Below are 18,814 nucleotides of genomic sequence, written 5' to 3'. Positions count from 1 at the left end.
AGTCGGCCGATGCCCGATCCCTACTCCCAAAGAGCAAAAGCGTTCTTCGATCAATACCAACAGCTGGCATTTGAAGAGGTGCATGACGCTTGGCTCCACTACTTGCCGGAAGATCCCGGATACGCACTGGACATAGGAGCAGGCAGTGGCCGGGATGCAGGAGCGCTAGCAAAGCGCGGTTGGTCAGTTCTTGCTGTGGAGCCTGCAGAGGCGCTTAGGGAGCTTGCCGAAAGATCAACTGCGGAACTCCCGCTTCAGTGGCTCAATGACAGGCTCCCCGAACTCGAAGAGGTCAAAGCTTGTGGTCATCGCTTCCGGCTCATTCTTGTTTCTGCCGTTTGGATGCACCTGCCTCCCAACCAACAAGGGGAGGCTCTGAATACATTGTCTGAACTCATTGAGCCAGGGGGCATCATCGTAATTACGTTGCGTCATGGGCCTGGGGATGATGAGAGAACCTTCTATGAAACCAGTCGAAGCGAGCTCGAAACGCTAGCCAATGATGAGGGGCTGACGCCAATGGCTGTCGATGATTCCCCCCAAAGTGACCAGCTGGGTCGCGATGCTGTGTCATGGGAGACCCTGGTATTCACGACCGTTAAGACGGGAGCACGCCATGAGCCTGCTTGATTACGAACGCAGGTTCTCCCAACTCCGAGCTAACAGCGCTGGGGGCCATAAGAGTCCTCACAAAGTCGCGATGCTGACGGTGGTCATCGACCTGATTGCATCCGGCGACATAGCCAGTAACCACATCCCGTTTTCTGAACAGCTCAAGACCCGATTTATCGAGCGCCTCAAGGAACTGGGAACATCCAATGATCGCCCTAACCCACACCTGCCCTTTTTCCACTTACGAAGTGAGGGATTCTGGCACCATCAGGTTAGGCCCGGGAAATCAGAGCAATATGGCCAGCTCAGCACGGTAGGTGGCCCGGGCGCTATCGAGGAGCACATCCTCTACGCATATCTTGATGACGAACTCTTTGAGCTTTTGCAGAACCAGTATGTCCGCGAGCTACTCAGAGAAGCACTGCTCACCAACCTGGATGATCAAGCCCGTGCAAAGATACTGCGCCAGGGCAATGGCTGGGATTGGCTGGAGTGCGAGTTTACTGTGGCTGACTATCTGGACATGCTTCATAAGCAGCTCGCCGGGGAGCAATACAGCAAGAAAAAACATCGAGAGGCGCTAAAGCAGCGTCTGAACGGTCGCAGTGATAGTTCCATTGAGTACAAGCACCAGAACATCAGCGCAATCCTCGTCGAACTCGGACTCCCCTACATTCCGGGCTACAAGCCTGCATCAAATTATCAGGCCCAACTCAAGCGAGCCGTTCTTGCCCACATTGCTGCTCGGCCTGGAGACCTGACTGATCTTTCCACCCCTGCGGAGACAACTCCGAGCACTCCGGGCGTCATCAATTGGGAGAAAGTTCTTGACCCGGATCTTCCGGAGCAACTGCCGCAGGTCAGGGAACCCCAGCGGCAATACCTCGCTCGAAATCTCAACTTTTCAGAGAGAGAGCAACGCAACCGTAAGCTCGGTGAGCGTGGTGAATCCTTCGTTATCGACTTCGAGCAATACCGCCTAACCCAGGCTGGGCGACAGGATCTCGCACGGGAAATCAGTTGGGCCAGCAGGGATAACGGCGACGGCCTTGGCTACGACATCCTTTCGTTTGATCCCATCAGCGAGCATCCTCTCTTTCTCGAGGTCAAAACAACCCAATCCGGAAAGTACCAGCCCTTCTACATCAGTGAAAACGAACGGGCCTTTTCCAATGATTACTCGGACGAGTATCGCCTCTACCGCGTGTACCAGTTTGGTGACCAGCCAAAGCTGTTTGTCCTCCCCGGCGCCATTGAACAATACGCTGCGTTGTTGCCCCAACAGTACCGCGTAAGCTTCGGATAGAACTGCCTCGCCTCCCACTGATCCAGCTGTTGCTGTAATCAGTAATTGCCAGACAACAGAGCTAGTCATACTCTTAACGAAGGCACCCCAGAAGAGAGGCACCGCCATGTCAATCCAAGCCTACCACCTCAGCGATCACGCCACCCTGAAGCAGCTCTCCCATGCGATCCACCAGGGCCTGTCGCCCCTGGTCGAAGTACAGTCCATGGATGGCATCTACACCGTGCGCATCCACGATAGTGAAAACAACACAACGCAGCTCAGTGACGATCAGGGCCGGACACTCACGTTTCACGGCACGGGTAAGCTGCGCGAACTGCTTGCCAGCATTGGCCTGAAGCACGGCGTACTGACCTGGAGTGACCAGTGCGGTGACGAGATGATTGGTGTTGAAGGCCAGGCGCCAACCCAGGCGGAAATGATGGCCAACGGCACGCGGATCGGCTTTACCTGATACCGAGGCTGGGCCTGGCTATTCCCTATTCCCAGCGGTGCCCGGCCTTGTCCAGCTGGGCCTTGAGCTGGCTGAGCACCTCGTCCACCTGGTCATTCGGGCCGCGTACGCCGAACTCAAGCTCATAGTCCGGCGGGCACCAGCGCGGCAGGCAGGACAGGCGAACCTCCGGGTAATCGGCCATGAGCGCTTCCATCATGGGAATCGCATGACTCTCGCGCAGGCCATGGACGGTGATGGTGCGCTCTTTGCGTTCACCGATGGCGTTCAGGTGGCCGTAGTGATGGTCCAGCACCCATTCGACCATGGGCCAGGCCATGTTCGGGAAGCCGGGAACGAAGTGGTGGTGGCCCAGGGTGAAGCCGGGCACCTGGTTGACGGGGTTGGGGATGAGTGAGGCGCCGGCCGGGAACTGGATCATGCGGCGGCGCTCGGGGGTGAGGTCGTCGCCAAACTGGCTGCGGATGAGTTCCAGGCCCGCCGGATGCTCTTCAATCTCAAGCCCGGCGGCCGCGGCGGCGCACTGGCGGGTGCGGTCATCGGGGGTTCCGCCAATGCCGCCGAAACTGAACACCACGTCGTTCTGCGCCATGGTCCCTGCCAGGGTTCGGGTCAGGCGCTCGGGCTGGTCGCCCACGTAGCAGGACCAGTCCAGCTCCAGGCCCCTCGCCTCCAGGTACTTGATCAGCTCGGCCATGTGGCGGTCACTGCGTTTTCCGGAGAGCATTTCATCGCCGATGATCAGAGCGCCAAAGCCGGCGGGGTTACTGATGTTGCTCATGACAGCTCCAGTTCGGGACGCAGGTGCTTGAGCAGGCCGGGAAGCGCTCGGTAGAGGACCTGAGCATCAAGTTCCCACCCTCCATGCAAAAATGCAACACTGGCGAGACCGCTTGATTCACCACGCTTGACCAGACAAACTGTCACCACTTATCAGTAAATGGTGACAGTTTGTCTGATCGCGCACCCTCACCTTCCAAGCACTCTTCACCGGAAGCGATCTTTCGCGCTCACGGCGGCCAACTGCGCATGAGTGAAGCGCTGCGCCTCGGGATTAGCCGTTATCAACTCTACAAGATGCGGGACGAGGGGGTGATCGAGCCCATCAGCCGCGGCCTTTATCGGCTGGTGGAGCTACCACCGATCACTCACCCGGATCTTGTGGCGGTGGCATCCCAGTTCCCCCAGGGCGTGCTTTGCCTCATCTCCGCCCTCGCCTGGCATGAGATGACCACCCAGATTCCTCACGAGATCCACCTGGCGGTTCCGCGAGAGGCACGGCTGCCCCGGCTCGACTACCCGCCCGTAGCCGGATACCGGTTCTCAGAACCGGCTTTCTCCGCTGGCATTGAAGAAACCACCGTGGACGGTATGCGGCTTCGCGTGTACTCCATGGAAAAGACTCTCGCAGACTGCTTTAAGTTCCGAAACCGGCTCGGAACAGATCTGGTGATGGAAGCGCTACAGCTCTATCGCAAACGCCACAGGTTCAACCTCACCAAACTGCTGGAATATGCCCGCATTTGCCGTGTGGAACAGGTTATGCGCCCATATCTGGAGGCCCATTTATGACCGGCAAAAAGGACATTGCCGCTTCCATTAGACAACGATTGCTGAACCGATCTCGCGAAGAAAAACGCCCTTTGCAGGAGCTGCTGCAGTACTACGCCATGGAGCGGTTCCTCTATCGCCTGAGTCAATCCGACCACTAGCGAGCCCCGGATATTCTAGACACGTGAGAGCTCCTCAATGGCAAGCCCACTGCTTCTACATACTCTAGAGAGACTGAAAGAAGCGTGACAGACCCTAAGGTTTACCTCCTCGCCCTTCTAACCAAACCACCTAGACAAAACCGGCGTTTTTATTAACCTGTCAGGTAAATAATTTCCAAGACTTGGCATGCCATTACGGCCGTAAAAATTAAAGCAGTGGAGGATACCCATGGGTGATCCAGTCAAAAACCAGTACGAACCGGATTACGCTGTATCCCCAGGAGAGGTCTTGAGTGCCGAACTGGAGATACGAGGCATGAGCCAGTTGGAGTTATCTCACAGAACGGGCCTGACGCCCAAACATATCAATTCAGTTCTCAAGGGTAAGTCAGCAATTTCGCCTGAAACGGCGATTAAGTTGGAGCGTACCATTGGTATGCCTGCCGACTATTGGCTGAATCTTGAAAGTAATTACCAGGCAATCAGGGCTCGAATCTCGGAAGCCGAAAAACTGGAAAGAGATCTCGACTGGCTCAAACGAGTACCCGTTAATCAGATGGCGAAGCTTGGATGGATTACCAAGCACAATGACAAAAAAGCACAGCTGATTGAGGTTCTCCGCTTCTTCGGAATTGCCAGCGTCGACCAATGGGAAGAAGTATGGCCAAATCTCAGCGTTGCATACCGACAGAATGAGAAATTTGAGATTTTTCCAGAAGCTGTTTCTGCATGGCTCCGACAAGGGGAGTTGCAGGCCGCTGCCGTTGAATGCCAGCCGTATGACAAGAATCGGTTCCGGAAGGCGCTGGATGAGATTCGGGCATTGACGGATTTGCCACCCGACGAATTCGCCCCTCGTATGCGGGAGCTATGCGCATCGGCAGGTGTGGCGGTCGTATTTGTCCCAGCACTCCCGAAAACAGCCGTTAGCGGTGCCACACGATGGATAAAACCCGATAAAGCAGTTATTCAATTAAGCTTGCGGTATAGGACCAATGACCATTTGTGGTTCACCTTCTTCCACGAAGCTGGCCACATCGTGCGTCACGGAAAGAAAGATCTATTTATCGAGCAGAACAACAAATCCGGAAATGGTCTGGACGAGGCAAAAGAAGCAGAGGCGAATTCCTTTGCCCAGCAAACACTTATACCAGAAGCTGAACTCAAGAAGTTCATTGCTGCAGGCTCGCCCAACAGAACTTCAATAAAGCAATTTGCTCAGCACGTGGGCATCGCACCAGGTATTGTGGTTGGCCAGCTTCAATACCGTCGCATCCTGCAATTCAGTATGTTTAATGACCTCAAACAGTATTATAAGTGGTCACATGAAGCTGGAGGCTAGTGAGCTCTAGCTTGGATCATTTATTTCAGGGACTTACTTCCCTTTCCAGGCCTTATAGGCTTCAAAGTCCGACTGGATCAGGTTCAGACAAGCGACAACAACGGCAGCATCGTCAATCATGCCGATACCGGGAATAAAATCCGGAATCAGGTCAACCGGACTCAGCACGTAAAGCAGCGCAGCAACAACCGCTGCGATGGTCATCCAGGGCACTTCCCGGTAATCGCCGTTCCAGTAATCCTGGACCATGGAGAACATCAACTTCAGCTCATTGATGAACCGATTCAGATAACCACTCTTCTCGAACTTGGCCTCGATGTCTTCTTTGCGGCTGAGCACTTTCTGAACGTCGTCCGAGTCCACCTTCTGCGACTTGGTCTCAAGCTCTTCCCGAGCTTCTTCCTCGCTGATTTTTCGGTCAGTCACAATGCCCTCCTTACCATGATTCCGCGTGGCGCCTCAGCCTTCCAACTCAACGCCAAGGTTCTTCCCAACACGCTGAATAAAGTTACCGGAAGCCACCACAAAGGTGATTTCCGCAATCGCCTGATTGGAAAAGTGCGCTTTCAGGTCCGCCATCGCCTCATCGGACGCTTTCACGTCCCGGGTGCTCTCGTACGCGAAGCGGATGACGGCGCGCTCGGGCTCCGAGAACTCGCCACTGTCAAAACCGTCCTCGTCCAGCTCATCAATCTGCATATCAAGCAGCCCAGCCTGCTTGCCGGCCGGTACGTGATGCCCCTGGCAGTAATCACAGCCGTTGAGGCGCGCCACCGTCAGGTAGGCGATCTCGCGCAGCCGGTTGCTGATGGAAAGCTGCCCGAAATAGATGTCCAGCAATGTGCCGATGCCCTGGGTAGCGGGGCCGGAATGGCCAAGCAGCTTAACCACGTTCGGAACCAGGCCCATACCCTGTTCCATCTGCTGATAGACCGGTGTCGCGCCTTCCGCTTCCAGGCCTTTTTCGGCGTAGGGGATTCGTGCCATTCGTTTTACCTCATTGTTCGCTGAGTATGCGGGCGCCAGCGTTGCTGGTGTTGCTCATGACAGCTCCAGCTCGGGACGCAGGTGCTTGAGCAGGCCCGGGAGTTCATTCAGGCTCCGGATCTCATGGTAGGCCACCCGTGGCACGTCTGACGGCCAGGGCGCGCCGGAACGGTTGAGCCAGACCGCGCGCAGGCCGTGCCGGACGGCGCCGGCAACATCGGTCACGGGGTCGTCTCCCACGTGAATGAGGGTCTCCATGGGCACGCCCGTGCTGAAGGCGGCGGCCTCGAACATGGGGCGTTCCGGTTTCGCAGCCCCCACTTCAACGGCCGAGTGTGCCGCCACGAAGTAATGCCCCATCCCGATACGGTGAACATCGGCATTGCCGTTGGTCAGCGCGACCAGGGGGAGGCGCCCGTGCAGCCGGTCAAGCAGTGGCACGGCATCGGGGTAGAACTCCACCCGGTGGCGCGCCTCCATGAAGATCTCGAAGGCCTCTTCCGCAATGCGCAGCGGCGCATTCACTTGGCGCGCGGCCTGCTCCAGGGTGCGCATGCGCAATGCGGTCACGTCATGTTGCAGGCCCGGGTCGGCCTGGGCGATTTCCGAGCGCAGTGTGCGCAGTCGCTCCGGAGGATAGGCACTGGCCAGGAGGGGGTGATTAGCCTGAAGGTACTCGTGCGTGGCCCACTCGGCCTTCTCAATCACGCCGTCCAGCCGCCACAGGGTCTCGTCCAGGTCCAGACTTAATGCGGTCATCGCTCATCTTCTCCGGGAAATATCAGGCTACACCCGACTCTGCGCTCGACGGCCCGGCCTTGAGCCGGTCATCAGAAACCGATAGGGTCCGAAAAGGTCAGCTGTGGCAAAAACAGCATCCTAAAACCAACAACAAGGATACCGCACAATGACCACAGAAAGAGACCCAATCGTACTGCTCGACGGTGGCATGGGCCAGGAACTGCAGAAGCGCAGTGACCAGCCGGCCTCGCCCCTCTGGTCCGCCCAGGTGATGCTCGATGAGCCGAACCTGGTGGTCGACGCGCATCGCGATTTCATCAATGCCGGCGCCCGCGTGATCACCCTCAACACCTACAGCGCCACGCCAACGCGCCTGGCTCGTGACGGCCAGCCGGACTGGTTCGAGCCGCTGCATACCGCCGCTCTGAAGGCGGCGCGCCAGGCGTGCAAGGAAAGCGGCAGGGGTGCGCGGATCGCGGGTTGCCTGCCCCCGCTGGTGGCGAGCTATCGCCCGGAGGTGGCGCACGACGAGGCGACCTGCCTGAAGGAGTATCGCCAGATGGTGGAGGCCCAGAAGGCCGGCGGCGTGGATCTTTTCCTCTGCGAGACCATGTCCATCGCCCACGAGGCGCATGCGGCGACGATCGCAGCCGTGGAAAGCGGACTACCGGTATGGACGTCGTTCACGGTGGATGATGCGGACGGCACGAAGCTGCGCTCCGGCGAGTCCCTGGCCGAGTCGGCCAAGGCGGTCGTGGATGCCGGCGCCAATGCGGTACTGGTCAACTGTGCGGTGCCCGAGGCGCTGACCACCGCCATGGATGTGCTGAAGGAGTTGGGCGTGCCCTTTGGCGGCTACGCCAATGCCTTCACTTCAGTGGCCGCCCTTGAGCCCGGTGGCACCGTGGACGTTCTGGAGGCCCGCAAGGACCTGGATCCCGACGCCTACGCGGACCATGTGCTCCAGTGGGTCGAGAAGGGCGCGACCATCGTCGGCGGCTGCTGCGAGGTGGGCCCGGCCCACATCAAGGCGCTTGCCGAGCGGTTGGCCGCAGCTGGATACAGTCTGGCGTCCTAGAACGGCAGTTCCTGGATCCGCCCCGCCGCCAGCTTATGCCACCAGCGATTGACGGTGGAGCCCTCGATGCTGGCCTGGCGGTGGGCTTCCGCTTCATCCGCCAGGTTGGTCACCACGGACTTGATCGCCTCGTTCTGTGCCTGGATGCCCTCTTCGGTACCCAGCTCTTCCGCCGAAAGATGGATCGGCTCGCCAACGCTGAACACAACTTTGGTCGGCCTTGGAATCGGCATCTTGGGCACCAGGAAGAAGTCGAAGGAGGGATCAACCGGCTTCATGAAGGTCTGCGCCAGGAACTGGTTCCTGGAAACCCACCAGGGAATGGCTTCATCCACGCCGGAGAACCCGATGGGGATGACGGGAACCGGCTGTTCCTTGAGGATCCGCAGGTAACCGGTGCGGAAGGTATTGAAGCGGTTCCGTACGTCCGTTGCCCCAACCCCCTCGGGCAGCACCAGCACATTCCTGCCCTGCTTAAGCAGCGTTGAGCCCCGCTCGATGGAGATGGTCTCGCAGCCCATGGCGCGGAACCAGGGGCCGGCGGCGCCTTCCGTAAAGCCTTTCCAGACCAGGGTCCGGTAGTCAAAGTCCGGGTCGCGGCTGAAGAGCCGACTGCCCAGCAAATACGCTTCCAGGCCGAAAAAGGCCGTATGGTTCATCACCAGCAGAACCGGTCCGTCCTCCGAGGTGGGGAGCCGATCCTCGTTGAGGAACTCTGCCTGGAAGTACTTCGCCCCGAACTTGTCCAGCGCATCGGCAACGCCCAATCTGATCAGATAATCCCTCAACACATCCTTATCCTCTGCCTGACTCGATGCGCAAAGGATAAAGGATCCAACGATCTATTTCCGTGATCTGTTTCGGGCTTGCCCGTGCTCCGCGTTAGCCGTCCTTCAAACCCGCTTTACGCAGGATCGTCATCATCGGACACCACCGGGTAAAGGCGGACTGCATCAGGTTCAGGGCGACGAAGCCCGTGAACAACAGCCATGCCGGGTGAAAAAAGTAAGCAAGCAGTATCGAAAGCAGTACAAAAAACCCCGCGATCAGCCTCAGTGCATCATTTACAGTCATGGTAGGCTCCTCCTTTAATATTCAGAACTTTAGAATATACTAATATAGTAGCCGAACAAAACCGATCGAGGAAACGAAAAATGTCATCCCAAGGGGTTCAGCAAAGCGCCTTAACCATGTTCACGTCGGAGGAGATGGCCGGCCATGCGGAGGAAGCCGCTGAGGTCCTGAAATCCATCGCCAACCCGAATCGCCTGATGATCCTGTGCTCACTGATTGAAGGCGAGATGACGGTAAGCGCGATCAACGACCAGGTCCCGCTCAGCCAGTCCGCCCTCTCCCAGCATCTGGGCAGGCTCAGGGCGGAGAATCTTGTCACGTCGCGCAAGGAAGGGCAGACGGTGCACTACCGCATCAGTGATCCCAGAATCGTCGACCTCATGTCCCGCCTCTACGAACTCTACTGCACTCCCCAATCCGAGGATTGATCATCGCGCTTGCAGAGTCCCCGCGCAGGGCGTACATTTTTTGTACAGACTCCGAAACTTTGACGCGGTGCTGTTGGGCGTCAAGGCAACAGGCGGGCTAACCCGCACAGGCAATCACGAGGAGGTGCCCTATGAAACGCCTTTTCTACCTGGTGGACCAGATGGACAGCGTCGAGTCCATTTCGGAAGATCTGCACAATGAAGGAATCACCGACTGGCGGTTCCACGTTCTGAGCAGGGATGAAGCGGGACTTTTCACACGCAAGCTGCACAGTGCCAGCATTTTCGACCGCACGGATCTGGCGCGCTATACGGAACGCGGCGCCATCGCCGGCGCCCTCTTCGCGATGGCGTTCATCGTGACGGCCAAGCTTACCGGGGCACTGGTATTGCCAGCGGTGGCCTGGGTTGCACTTTTCCTGTTCATGACCGCAGCCGGCGCCTGGCTGGCGGGCTTCGGAGGCATTGGCGTGGAGAACTATCGGATACGCCGCTTCCATGACGCCATCGAAAACGGCCAGCACCTGGTAATGGTGGATGTGCGCAAAAAGGATGAACAACGCATGAAGGAGCTGATGGCAAGCAACCACCCGGACGCCCAACTCCAGAGCGAAGACTCGGCGTTCAACAATCCGCTGGTTGAAGAAGACGGTAAGGTGCACATACTCTGAGCCACTGCCCCCTGCTGCGGATTTTTCCTGAGCGCCTCTTCGGAGGCGCTTTTTGATTGATTCGGTTCCTCTTTTATTTTAGATTATTCTAAAGTACAAACCATTAAACGAGGTGGCCCCATGAGCCGCATTCCAGCATACCTGATGAGCGCCATGCTTGTTCTGCCCGCAGCCTCGTACGCAGGCGCCAGCGGAGAGGACGAGGCCACACTGGAGCAGCGCCGAGCCGGCGCCAGGGAAGTAACTGAAACGCTTTTCAACGAGCTGTCCTCGGAACTCAAGGCCGCCATGAAGGAAGGTGGCCCGAAAGCAGCCATCCGGGTCTGCCGGGACCAGGCGCCGGCAATCAAGTCACGCCTGTCCCGGGAAACCGGGTGGAAGATCAGCCGGGTGGGCACGCGGGTGCGCAATCCGCTGCTCGGCATGCCGGACGGGCGCGAGTCCGAAATATTGGCCCGTTTCCAGCGTCAGCTGGATGAAGGGGCTGATATGCAGGACCTCGAATACTCCGGTGTGGAAAAAGCAGGTGACACCCGTTACTTCCGCTACATGCGGGCCATCGAGGTCAAGGCACAATGCCTTGGCTGCCATGGCCCTGAAGACCAGCAGCCCGCGGCAATCCGTGAACAACTTGAAAAGGAATATCCCCGGGACCATGCAGTGGGATACCAGGCGGGCGATCTGCGCGGCGCCTTTTCAGTCATACAGAATATGGAGCACCCCTACAATGAGCCTTAAGACGCTTCAGGAAATCGTAGCCGAAACCAAGCAGTCCCTGCACTGCCTGACCCCGCAGGCGGCCAGCGAGGCACTTGAGGGCAACAGCGACGCGCTGGTAATTGATGTGCGCGAACCCGGCGAGGTGGCTGACAAGCGCCCCCGGGGAACCATCAATATTCCCCGTGGCGTTCTGGAGATGAAGATTACCGACTATACAATGGACCCGGATCAGCCCATATACCTGCACTGTGCCACTGGTGGCAGGGCCGCCCTGGCCGCTGCTTCCCTGGAGCATATGGGCTTTAACAGCGTCAGCATCATCGACTGCAGCTGCGATGACCTGATTACCCAGATCGGCGCTGCCTGACGCCACTTTTTACCGGCACATGGCCTCGAGCAGCTGGCGATCACTCACGTGCAGCCGCCCCCGCTCGAGGCTGAGCAGGCCCTGGGCCGCCAGATCCCGCAACAACCGCGAGAGCGTCTCGGGCTGCATGGACAGCCGGGTCGCAATCTGGCATTGCGGCAGCGGCAACTCAATCTCAATATCGTAGCGCTGATCTTCCGGCATGAAGTCCAGCAGGTAGCGGACCACGCGCTCCGTGCCGCTGCGCACCGTCATGACTTCCAGATCATGGAAGCGCTTGTACATGCGCTGGGCGTACTGACGCAGGAGGATTTCCGTGTACGCGGGATCCCGCGCGATCACCTCACGATAGACATCGGTTGGAATCGCCAGGAACTGGGAACGCCTGAGCGGTTCCGCGTAGCAGGCATAACGGGCCGGATCCGCGTAAATCATGACGTCGGCAAAACATTCGCCCGCGCCATGGCTGTCCAGCGTCCGTTCATGGCCCGTGGAATCCAGCCGGTAAAGGCGGGCTCGCCCCGAGACCACAAAGTAAAAATAGTGGGCGCTGGAATCCTGTTCATAGAGCACTTCGCCACGGCCCAATTCGCGGCGTCGCACTTCCCGGGCCACGCATTCGAAGTCTGTTTGACTCAGGGTCTGGAACAGCGGATGCTGGCGCAGCATAAGCAGCCCGGATCCCTGGTTCAGACCCTTGGCAACTTCGTGGGATGGTTCCAGTTCCAGGGCGATACTCTGATTCATAACCGTCGTTTCCCGGTAATCAAATGCTTTCTTTGATTTACATCCTAGCATCAGGCTCTAATGCTGCCCCTTGCTCCCAAGGCGTATATTGCTACTCAGAAAGAGGTAGCAAGGAAAAGGTAAGGCGTCAAAACCGAGCAACAGGAAGTGCGCTTCGCTTCACAGAACTGCTCACGGCCATGCTCGTCATCGCTATGCCAGTATGGGCGCAAAACGCCGACAGCGCCACTGATGTTGAGGGCGACCTCATTGTCCAGGCGTACTCGGATGGGGATCGCACCCATGACGTCAGGCTGGGTCTTGGCGGCACCCTTGATCACGGCATGGGATATGTGTACCTCGGCCATTTCAGGACAGGGTCGCGGGCCAGCGTACGCTCGGGCGCGGCAGACATCGCTCCACTTCCCAACAATCAGTACCGTTCGACCCGGTTGGGCCTCTACTCCGAAGGTCACGACCGCGAGACCGGTGAGGGCTTCGGTTTCGGGCTCTATGGTTACCGCAATGAGTCGGATCTTCTCATTGACCGGGCCGGGCTTGGCGCAACACTGGACCTTGCCTACATCGCCGCCACCGGCCTCAGGTTGTCTGCGGGCGCGGACCTCATGCCGGGATACCTCAGCAACGACCGCGACGCCGACGTGGCCCTTGAGTACGAGTGGCACGCGGACATCCGCTACCGCCTCCATCGCCGGGTAACCATTGGTCTGAACTGGCGCAACGGTCGTACGAATGATTCCACGCTTAACACGGAGCAGTATGAGGAAGCCCTGCTGGGCTTGCGGCTGAGCTTCTGAACCCCTGCCCCGGGGCCTTGCCAGCTGTAACACGACCGGGATCGTGTTAGGATTGGCCTCCAAATTTCAGACAGAACCGACCTATGCCAGAGAATCCGAACCCACAGGGCAAGGGCCTTCGCCCGGTGCTGGCACTTCTGGAAGAAAGCCGCGCACCGGCCGTCATGGCCCAGCCCAAGCAGATTCAGCAGATTTCACTGGAGTTGTTCACCTCGCTCTTCGTGCTGGAAAGCGATTTCAAGTTCAAGCCCGTCCGCGGCAGCAGTTACTGGCTTTACCAGAAAAAGGGCCGTTTCTGGCTCTCGCCCATCCGCCCGGATGAATGGCGCGAAGAAGTCTACGGCCGCTACATCGGCGAGTGTGAACTCCATGAGGATATGACCTGGTCACTGGAGCTCTGCGAAGAGGCCTCGAATGATTCCCAGCTCATGGCCTTCCTCGAGCAGCGCTGGCAGGCGTTCGAAACGGCCATGGAGGAGACTGACACCGTTGAGGAGGCCCTCCCCCGTTACCAGGGCCAGATGCCCTTTTACCAGCGCGTCTACGCCTTCGCCCTGGCGCACTCGCTGAGGGCTTCCATGGTGGGTTCCGGCATCCAGTCGCTGTCCTACAGCGAAGCCCAGCAGCAGCTCACGGACCAGACGAGCTGAACCACTCCGGTGTGTCCTCCTCATCCTCGAACTCATGGGCCCTGGGGTCCATCTCGAGCACAACGGCGGAACTCCGCCCCATCGTCCGGAATGGGTTGCGCATACGGATATAGCGCTGCTCCGTGGCCATGGCCGCTGCGGCAACGATCCCGCTAACCACCGCCATATAGACGAAGACTCCCCCGGGAGGCGTATGGGCGATGACGTAGCCGCCAAGAATTGGGCTGACGGCGGCGCCGATGCCCCACAGAAAAATAAGCGCTCCGGATACGGCCACAAAATTGCCGCCGGGCACGGTATCGTTGGCCAGGGAAACCGCCAATGGGTAGAGCGTAAAAACCAGTCCGCCCAACAGGACCCCCTTGCCAACCAGAAGCCAATGGGAGTAGGTAACACCGACGTAGACCGGACTGAGGGCGACCAGGGCAGCTGCAATCCCCACGATGAAAATCAGTGGCCGTCGCCCGTAGCGATCCGAGTAATGCCCGATCGGCCACTGCAGCACGACCCCGCCGAGGATAAGCCCGGCCATCACGGGGGCAACCTCGTCAACGGAGAGCCCCATGCCAAGCACGGCAATCGGCACCAATGTAAAGGCGGCCCCACTGAGGATTCCGGCGCCCACACAGGTGATAACGGCAAGCCGGGACCCGCGCCAGGCCGCTCCGAGTGCCATGGAGGCGTGAGGGAGCGGTTCCGGCGGGTTACTCGCACGGCTCAGCGCCACAGGGACCAGGCACAGGGCGAACAGGAGCCCGACGATCATGAACAGGTCCGGCATCATCGGATCGCCCAGGTGCATCAGCAGCTGTCCCGCCCCGATCGCCGCGTAGGTGATGATCTGGTAGACCGAGAACACCACCCCTCGGCTGCGTGAGTCCGCCCGCTCATTGAGCCAGCTCTCAACGACCATATAGATCCCGGAAATGGAGAAACCGACCAGCACGCGAAGCAGGAACCAGGACACGGCCGCTACATAGAGTCCCTGAAGCAGGATGGCCACCGTGGAGAGCGCGGCAAAGATGGCAAAGGCGCGAATATGACCCGCCTGACGGATGACACGCCCTGCCTGCTGCGACCCGATCACCAGCCCGATGTAGTAGGCGGACAGAACAAGGCCCTTCGTCTGCGGGTGCATCGCTTCGAAGTTCAATCGGACACTGAGCAGGGTTCCCATCAGCCCCACCCCCAGCAGCAGAACGGCGATGGAAACCAGCAGTGCGGTTATGGAGACCCAGAACTCACGAACCATCACGCGCTCCCAAAAAACTGAAAACCCCAAGTAATCCTTGCCGGACAGCGGCTTGGATGATTTTCCGTTCGGTTACACCGAGTTTCCGATTTGAAACAAGGCCACTTCACAGGTAGCCTGCTATACGACCATGGGGCCCGGAAGCCCCGAACCGCCACAGGCCAATCTGCTTCCACGCGGTCCCATCCTCGACTGACGAGCGCAATGGCAGGCTTTCTGTCTGCCCTGCAAACGTTGGCAGTAATAAAGCAAGGAGAATCCCGATGACAGCACTGATCTGCGGATCTTTCGCCTACGACACAATCATGGTTTTTGATGGTAAGTTCAAGGACCACATCCTCCCGGATCGCGTTCACATGCTGAACGTGGCCTTCCTGGTGCCGGAGCTGCAGCGCAACTACGGCGGCACCGCCGGCAACATCGCCTACAACATGAAGCTGCTGGGCGGCGACGGCCTGGCCATGGGCACGGTTGGTGCGGACTTCGGCGGCTATCGCGAGTGGCTGAAGAAGCACAACATCAACGACAAGTACGTGAAGACCATCGAGTCCGAGTACTGCGCCCAGGCTTACATCACCACGGACATGGAAGACAACCAGATCACGGCCTTCCATCCGGGCGCGATGAACCATGCGCACACCCAGAAGGTGCCGACCGATGAGGGCATCAAGATGGGCATCGTCGCGCCGGACGGCCGTGACGGCATGATCGAGCACGCGCGCCAGTTCGCGGAGGCGGGCATTCCGTTCATGTTCGATCCGGGCCAGGGTCTGCCGATGTTCGATGGCAATGACCTGGAGTGGTTCATTGAGAAGGCGACCTGGGTTGCCGTGAACGACTATGAAGCGGGCATGCTGGAAGAGAAGACGGGCCTGAGCCGCCAGCAGATCGGTGAGAAGGTTGAGGCGCTGATCGTGACCCTGGGTGGTGATGGTTCTGTGATCTATGCCGATGAGGAAGTTCACGTTGAGCCGGTTAAGCCGGAGGCGATCAAGGATCCGACGGGTTGTGGCGATGCGTATCGTGCGGCTCTGCTGACGGGTCTGAGCGAGGGCAAGGACTGGAAGACGGCGGGTCGTATGGCGTCGCTGATGGGGTCCATCAAGGTTGCCAGTACTGGGCCGCAGAATCATTCCCTGACTCGGGATGAGTTTGCTAAGCAGTTCAAGGACGCATTTGGTGCGGATCTGGACTGATACCGGTTCTTCTAGATTACCGGTTATTGAAATGCCCGGCCTTGTGTCGGGCATTTTTGTTTGTGGCCTTTGGATTGGGTGCCAGCGACGGGATGGGGGATTCCTTTCCGGGACCGCTGTGAACCCATCCATGGGCGCTGGCGCGATGACATCCTGTCATCGAGCCTCCCTCCAAGGAATCCCCCATCCCGTCTCGATCAGCTACAAGCAAAACGCCTCCAAGCCTGAAGACCTATCCTGAACAGCTCGCGCCGCCGAGGACGCAGAACTTGGCGCAGTGGGGGTGGTTTAGGGGGACTTCCTGGAAGCTTTCTTTGAGGGTCTGGCCGAGTTCGAATTCGGGTTGGTACGGGAGTAGTGTGCAGGGAACCACCACGGGGTGGTCGGCGCCTTTGCGTTTGATGACCATGCGGGAGGTGGCGCACATCTGGTCGTCGGGTTTGGTGCCGACTTTGTTCCAGCAGGCGGTGGTGATTTCCGGGACGTCGAGGCTTTCGTCCATTTCGGGGAACAGGACCAGCTGGTGGCGGTTCCAGGCGTCCATGTTGATGCCTTGGCGTTCAAACAGGCGGGCAAAGCCCGAGCGCATCTGCTCATCCGTTTCTCCCGAGAACAGGCGGCCGGCGATGTCGATGTGGAAGCCGTGTTCGCTCAGCCACTGCATACCCCGGATTGCGGGATCCCAGGAGCGTTTGCCGCGTTCCTGTTCGTGGACGTCCTTGCTGTAGTGGTCGATGGAGATGCGCATGGTCAGCCTGTCGCCGTATTGCTGCTGCAGCTCCAGCAGCGGTTCGCTGACTTTCATCATGGGTTTCATGGCGTTGGTGAGCACCAATGCGTCGTAGCCCCGCTCCAGCACCGCCTGCAGGATGGGGATCATGTCCGGGTTCATGAAGGGCTCGCCGCCGGTGAAGGCGATGGTCTTGGTGCCGTATGCCTCGTTCTCGATCTCATCCAGGTAGGCCACCACTTCGTCCGTGGTGATGTAGACCAGGCTGTCATTGCTGGGCGAGGACTCGATGTAGCAGTGCTCGCAGGTCAGGTTGCACAGCGTGCCGGTACAGAACCAGAGCGTTTCCAGTTTCTTCAGATGAACACTCGCCCTCGGCTCGCCGTCCGCGGTCGTCCACCGATCGCGAAACTTGCGTGGGTCCAGAAGTCTCAGCGGTTGTGCGACGATATCATCCATTACTTCTTCCTGTTGAACTCGCTTGCATTTACTGGGTTATACGCATGGGACAGTCACTGGACCATGATGTTACAGAATCGCCCCGCCCCGTTATACTCTGCGTCAGCAAACAAACCAGAAGGAGCCCCCTGTGAGCACCCCCATTCTCCAGGAAAAGCATGACCGCATCCTGATCCTGCGCATCAACCGCCCGGACCAGAAAAACGCCCTCACCAAGGCCATGTACACCGACCTCGCCGACGGTATCTCCGACGCCCACAACGACCCTGACATCAGAGCCATCCTCATTGCCGGCAACAACGAATGCTTCACCGCTGGCAACGACCTCTCCGAATTCGAAAACGGCATGCCCGAAGACTTCCGGACCACGCCCGTGGGCCGCTTCCTGTTCGCCCTCGCCGGAGCCAGCAAACCCATCGTCGCTGCTGTCAACGGCCCCGCCGTGGGCATCGGTACCACGCTACTGCTGCACTGCGACCTCGCCTGGGCCGGCTCCAACACCACCTTCCGCATGCCCTTCGTCAACCTCGGCCTCTGCGCCGAAGGCGGCTCCAGCCTTCTGCTGCCACGCTGGCTGGGCCGTGTCCGCGCCGGTGAACTCCTGCTGCTGGGTCGCCCCTTCGATGCGGAAAAGGCGGCGCATTACGGGCTGATCAATGGCGTCTGCGCGCCCGAGAGCACCGAACAGACCGCCCTCGAGGCCTGCCAGGAGCTTGCAGCCCTGCCACCGGCCGCCATCCGGGCCACCAAGGAACTGATGAATGAAGGCAATGGGGGAGGCCTGGAACAGGCCATGACCCGGGAAGGTGAACGCTTCGCCAGGCGCCTTGAATCGGCTGAGGCAAAAGAAGCATTTTCAGCCTTTCGTGAAAAGCGGGCGCCGGATTACTCCGGGTTTAATTGATCGATTTTTTCTGAATCATGATTTGAATCAAGGTTTTTTGGCAACCGCTACTGGTAGCCTCCCCGCTGAGAGAATGAATAACTGTTAAGAAACGGCGGGGAGCCTGTGCCATGTCTGAAGGATTAACCCGAAATGCTGCGAGAAATATCTTCTATGGCGGTTCCGCCATATTCTTCCTGATTTTTGCCGGCCTGACGCTTCATACCAATTACTATATGGCGAATACCTCGACCGCCAAGTACGAGTTGGATGCGTCGGTGATCAAGGGCAAGGAAGTCTGGGAAGAGCACTCCTGCATCAACTGCCACACCATCATGGGTGAGGGAGCCTATTTCGGGCCCGAACTCTCCAATGTCTGGCACCGCTATGGTGGCCGGGAGAATCCGGCAGCCGCACGCGCCGGCATCAAGGGCTGGATGAAGGCTCAGCCGACCGGAGCACCGGGGCGCCGGCAGATGCCCCAGTTCAACATCAGTGACGAGAACCTGGATCACCTTGTGGACTTTTTCCGCTGGGTCGACGGGATCGAAACCCACGACTGGCCGCCGCACAAGTCGGGCTGAGCCCGCGTGCGCCGAGTTGAAACG

The 18,814-nt window shown here is 58.8% G+C and carries 23 protein-coding genes and 2 pseudogenes; 16 read left to right on the top strand and 9 right to left on the bottom strand.

Annotated features, from left to right (window positions below; all coding sequences use genetic code 11):
- The first annotated feature begins 9 nt into the window (after nucleotides 1-9).
- The 3 genes from DES49_RS03220 (at nucleotide 10) to DES49_RS03210 (ending at nucleotide 2,372) form a co-directional block, all read left to right on the top strand.
- On the top strand, nucleotides 10-630 hold the full coding sequence (locus DES49_RS03220; RefSeq protein ID WP_133734920.1) for a class I SAM-dependent methyltransferase: 621 nt from the start codon (nucleotides 10-12) through the stop codon (nucleotides 628-630).
- Nucleotides 617-1,918 carry a protein NO VEIN domain-containing protein gene (locus tag DES49_RS03215; RefSeq protein ID WP_133734919.1) on the top strand — a complete coding sequence of 434 codons (1,302 nt, stop codon included), beginning with the start codon at nucleotides 617-619 and terminating at the stop codon, nucleotides 1,916-1,918. The genes DES49_RS03220 and DES49_RS03215 overlap by 14 nt, the downstream gene beginning before the upstream one ends.
- Nucleotides 1,919-2,024: 106 nt before the next feature.
- On the top strand, nucleotides 2,025-2,372 hold the full coding sequence (locus DES49_RS03210) for a DUF6482 family protein (protein WP_133734918.1): 348 nt from the start codon (nucleotides 2,025-2,027) through the stop codon (nucleotides 2,370-2,372).
- A gap of 25 nt (nucleotides 2,373-2,397) precedes the next feature.
- Here the strand turns inward: DES49_RS03210 and DES49_RS03205 are convergent, their stop codons facing one another.
- Complete coding sequence (locus tag DES49_RS03205; protein ID WP_133734917.1) at nucleotides 2,398-3,153, bottom strand: competence/damage-inducible protein A; 756 nt, start codon at nucleotides 3,151-3,153, stop codon at nucleotides 2,398-2,400.
- Between the two features lie 170 nt (nucleotides 3,154-3,323).
- Here DES49_RS03205 and DES49_RS03200 point away from each other — a divergent pair, with 170 nt between their 5' ends.
- From DES49_RS03200 to DES49_RS03190, 3 genes and pseudogenes are all read left to right on the top strand, one after another.
- Nucleotides 3,324-3,944, top strand: coding sequence for a type IV toxin-antitoxin system AbiEi family antitoxin domain-containing protein (locus tag DES49_RS03200; protein ID WP_341776773.1), 621 nt, complete (start codon nucleotides 3,324-3,326; stop codon nucleotides 3,942-3,944).
- A pseudogene (locus DES49_RS03195) lies at nucleotides 3,941-4,081 on the top strand (nucleotidyl transferase AbiEii/AbiGii toxin family protein); the annotation flags it as partial. The gene DES49_RS03200 and the pseudogene DES49_RS03195, both read left to right, overlap by 4 nt.
- Nucleotides 4,082-4,313: 232 nt before the next feature.
- Nucleotides 4,314-5,426 carry a HigA family addiction module antitoxin gene (locus tag DES49_RS03190; RefSeq protein WP_133734915.1) on the top strand — a complete coding sequence of 371 codons (1,113 nt, stop codon included), beginning with the start codon at nucleotides 4,314-4,316 and terminating at the stop codon, nucleotides 5,424-5,426.
- Between the two features lie 96 nt (nucleotides 5,427-5,522).
- Here the strand turns inward: DES49_RS03190 and DES49_RS15740 are convergent.
- From DES49_RS15740 to DES49_RS03175, 3 genes and pseudogenes are all read right to left on the bottom strand, one after another.
- A pseudogene (locus DES49_RS15740) lies at nucleotides 5,523-5,636 on the bottom strand (YkvA family protein); the annotation flags it as partial.
- A gap of 249 nt (nucleotides 5,637-5,885) precedes the next feature.
- A complete protein-coding gene (locus DES49_RS03180; RefSeq protein ID WP_133734914.1) occupies nucleotides 5,886-6,413 on the bottom strand; it encodes a carboxymuconolactone decarboxylase family protein in 528 nt (175 codons plus the stop codon).
- A gap of 54 nt (nucleotides 6,414-6,467) precedes the next feature.
- Entirely contained in the window at nucleotides 6,468-7,172 is a 705-nt protein-coding gene (locus DES49_RS03175) for an HAD family hydrolase (protein ID WP_133734913.1), read from the bottom strand.
- Nucleotides 7,173-7,320: 148 nt separating this feature from the next.
- Between DES49_RS03175 and DES49_RS03170 the strand changes: the two genes are divergently transcribed.
- Nucleotides 7,321-8,232, top strand: a complete 912-nt coding sequence (locus DES49_RS03170) for a homocysteine S-methyltransferase family protein (RefSeq protein ID WP_133734912.1) — start codon at nucleotides 7,321-7,323, stop codon at nucleotides 8,230-8,232.
- Here the strand turns inward: DES49_RS03170 and DES49_RS03165 are convergent.
- Nucleotides 8,229-9,023: a lysophospholipid acyltransferase family protein gene (locus tag DES49_RS03165; protein WP_133734911.1), complete on the bottom strand. Its 795-nt coding sequence runs from the start codon at nucleotides 9,021-9,023 to the stop codon at nucleotides 8,229-8,231. The genes DES49_RS03170 and DES49_RS03165 overlap by 4 nt on opposite strands.
- Nucleotides 9,024-9,114: 91 nt before the next feature.
- On the bottom strand, nucleotides 9,115-9,306 hold the full coding sequence (locus DES49_RS03160; protein ID WP_133734910.1) for a YgaP family membrane protein: 192 nt from the start codon (nucleotides 9,304-9,306) through the stop codon (nucleotides 9,115-9,117).
- Nucleotides 9,307-9,422: 116 nt separating this feature from the next.
- Between DES49_RS03160 and DES49_RS03155 the strand changes: the two genes are divergently transcribed.
- The 4 genes from DES49_RS03155 (at nucleotide 9,423) to DES49_RS03140 (ending at nucleotide 11,492) form a co-directional block, all read left to right on the top strand.
- On the top strand, nucleotides 9,423-9,734 hold the full coding sequence (locus tag DES49_RS03155; RefSeq protein WP_243864843.1) for an ArsR/SmtB family transcription factor: 312 nt from the start codon (nucleotides 9,423-9,425) through the stop codon (nucleotides 9,732-9,734).
- 131 nt (nucleotides 9,735-9,865) lie between these two features.
- Nucleotides 9,866-10,405 carry a hypothetical protein gene (locus DES49_RS03150; RefSeq protein ID WP_133734909.1) on the top strand — a complete coding sequence of 180 codons (540 nt, stop codon included), beginning with the start codon at nucleotides 9,866-9,868 and terminating at the stop codon, nucleotides 10,403-10,405.
- A gap of 120 nt (nucleotides 10,406-10,525) precedes the next feature.
- Entirely contained in the window at nucleotides 10,526-11,143 is a 618-nt protein-coding gene (locus tag DES49_RS03145) for a Tll0287-like domain-containing protein (RefSeq protein WP_133734908.1), read from the top strand.
- The gene (locus DES49_RS03140; RefSeq protein ID WP_133734907.1) at nucleotides 11,133-11,492 is read left to right on the top strand and encodes a rhodanese-like domain-containing protein; all 360 of its coding nucleotides are present in this window, start codon (nucleotides 11,133-11,135) and stop codon (nucleotides 11,490-11,492) included. Before DES49_RS03145 ends, DES49_RS03140 begins: the two co-directional genes overlap by 11 nt.
- A gap of 9 nt (nucleotides 11,493-11,501) precedes the next feature.
- On the opposite strand, the gene DES49_RS03135 is transcribed toward DES49_RS03140, so the two are convergent.
- Nucleotides 11,502-12,239: a Crp/Fnr family transcriptional regulator gene (locus DES49_RS03135; RefSeq protein ID WP_166645972.1), complete on the bottom strand. Its 738-nt coding sequence runs from the start codon at nucleotides 12,237-12,239 to the stop codon at nucleotides 11,502-11,504.
- A 179-nt stretch (nucleotides 12,240-12,418) separates the two neighbouring features.
- Here DES49_RS03135 and DES49_RS03130 point away from each other — a divergent pair, with 179 nt between their 5' ends.
- Nucleotides 12,419-13,036, top strand: coding sequence for a hypothetical protein (locus tag DES49_RS03130; protein ID WP_133734905.1), 618 nt, complete (start codon nucleotides 12,419-12,421; stop codon nucleotides 13,034-13,036).
- Between the two features lie 83 nt (nucleotides 13,037-13,119).
- Nucleotides 13,120-13,686: a DUF2452 domain-containing protein gene (locus tag DES49_RS03125; protein ID WP_133734904.1), complete on the top strand. Its 567-nt coding sequence runs from the start codon at nucleotides 13,120-13,122 to the stop codon at nucleotides 13,684-13,686.
- Here the strand turns inward: DES49_RS03125 and DES49_RS03120 are convergent.
- Nucleotides 13,667-14,938: an MFS transporter gene (locus DES49_RS03120; protein WP_133734903.1), complete on the bottom strand. Its 1,272-nt coding sequence runs from the start codon at nucleotides 14,936-14,938 to the stop codon at nucleotides 13,667-13,669. The genes DES49_RS03125 and DES49_RS03120 overlap by 20 nt on opposite strands.
- Before the next feature lie 263 nt (nucleotides 14,939-15,201).
- Between DES49_RS03120 and DES49_RS03115 the strand changes: the two genes are divergently transcribed.
- Nucleotides 15,202-16,134: a carbohydrate kinase family protein gene (locus DES49_RS03115; RefSeq protein WP_133734902.1), complete on the top strand. Its 933-nt coding sequence runs from the start codon at nucleotides 15,202-15,204 to the stop codon at nucleotides 16,132-16,134.
- A 232-nt stretch (nucleotides 16,135-16,366) separates the two neighbouring features.
- On the opposite strand, the gene DES49_RS03110 is transcribed toward DES49_RS03115, so the two are convergent.
- On the bottom strand, nucleotides 16,367-17,323 hold the full coding sequence (locus DES49_RS03110; protein WP_133734901.1) for a radical SAM protein: 957 nt from the start codon (nucleotides 17,321-17,323) through the stop codon (nucleotides 16,367-16,369).
- A 130-nt stretch (nucleotides 17,324-17,453) separates the two neighbouring features.
- On the opposite strand from DES49_RS03110, the gene DES49_RS03105 reads away from it, so the two are divergent.
- Nucleotides 17,454-18,227: an enoyl-CoA hydratase gene (locus tag DES49_RS03105; protein ID WP_133734900.1), complete on the top strand. Its 774-nt coding sequence runs from the start codon at nucleotides 17,454-17,456 to the stop codon at nucleotides 18,225-18,227.
- Between the two features lie 110 nt (nucleotides 18,228-18,337).
- Nucleotides 18,338-18,790: a c-type cytochrome gene (locus DES49_RS03100; RefSeq protein ID WP_133734899.1), complete on the top strand. Its 453-nt coding sequence runs from the start codon at nucleotides 18,338-18,340 to the stop codon at nucleotides 18,788-18,790.
- Nucleotides 18,791-18,814 lie beyond the last annotated feature (24 nt).

The sequence above is a fragment of the Halospina denitrificans genome, assembly GCF_004364635.1.
Taxonomy (GTDB): Bacteria; Pseudomonadota; Gammaproteobacteria; order Pseudomonadales; family Oleiphilaceae; genus Halospina; species Halospina denitrificans.
The sequence above is the reverse complement of the archived record's forward strand: the minus strand, read 5'-3'. Positions and strand labels throughout refer to the sequence as shown.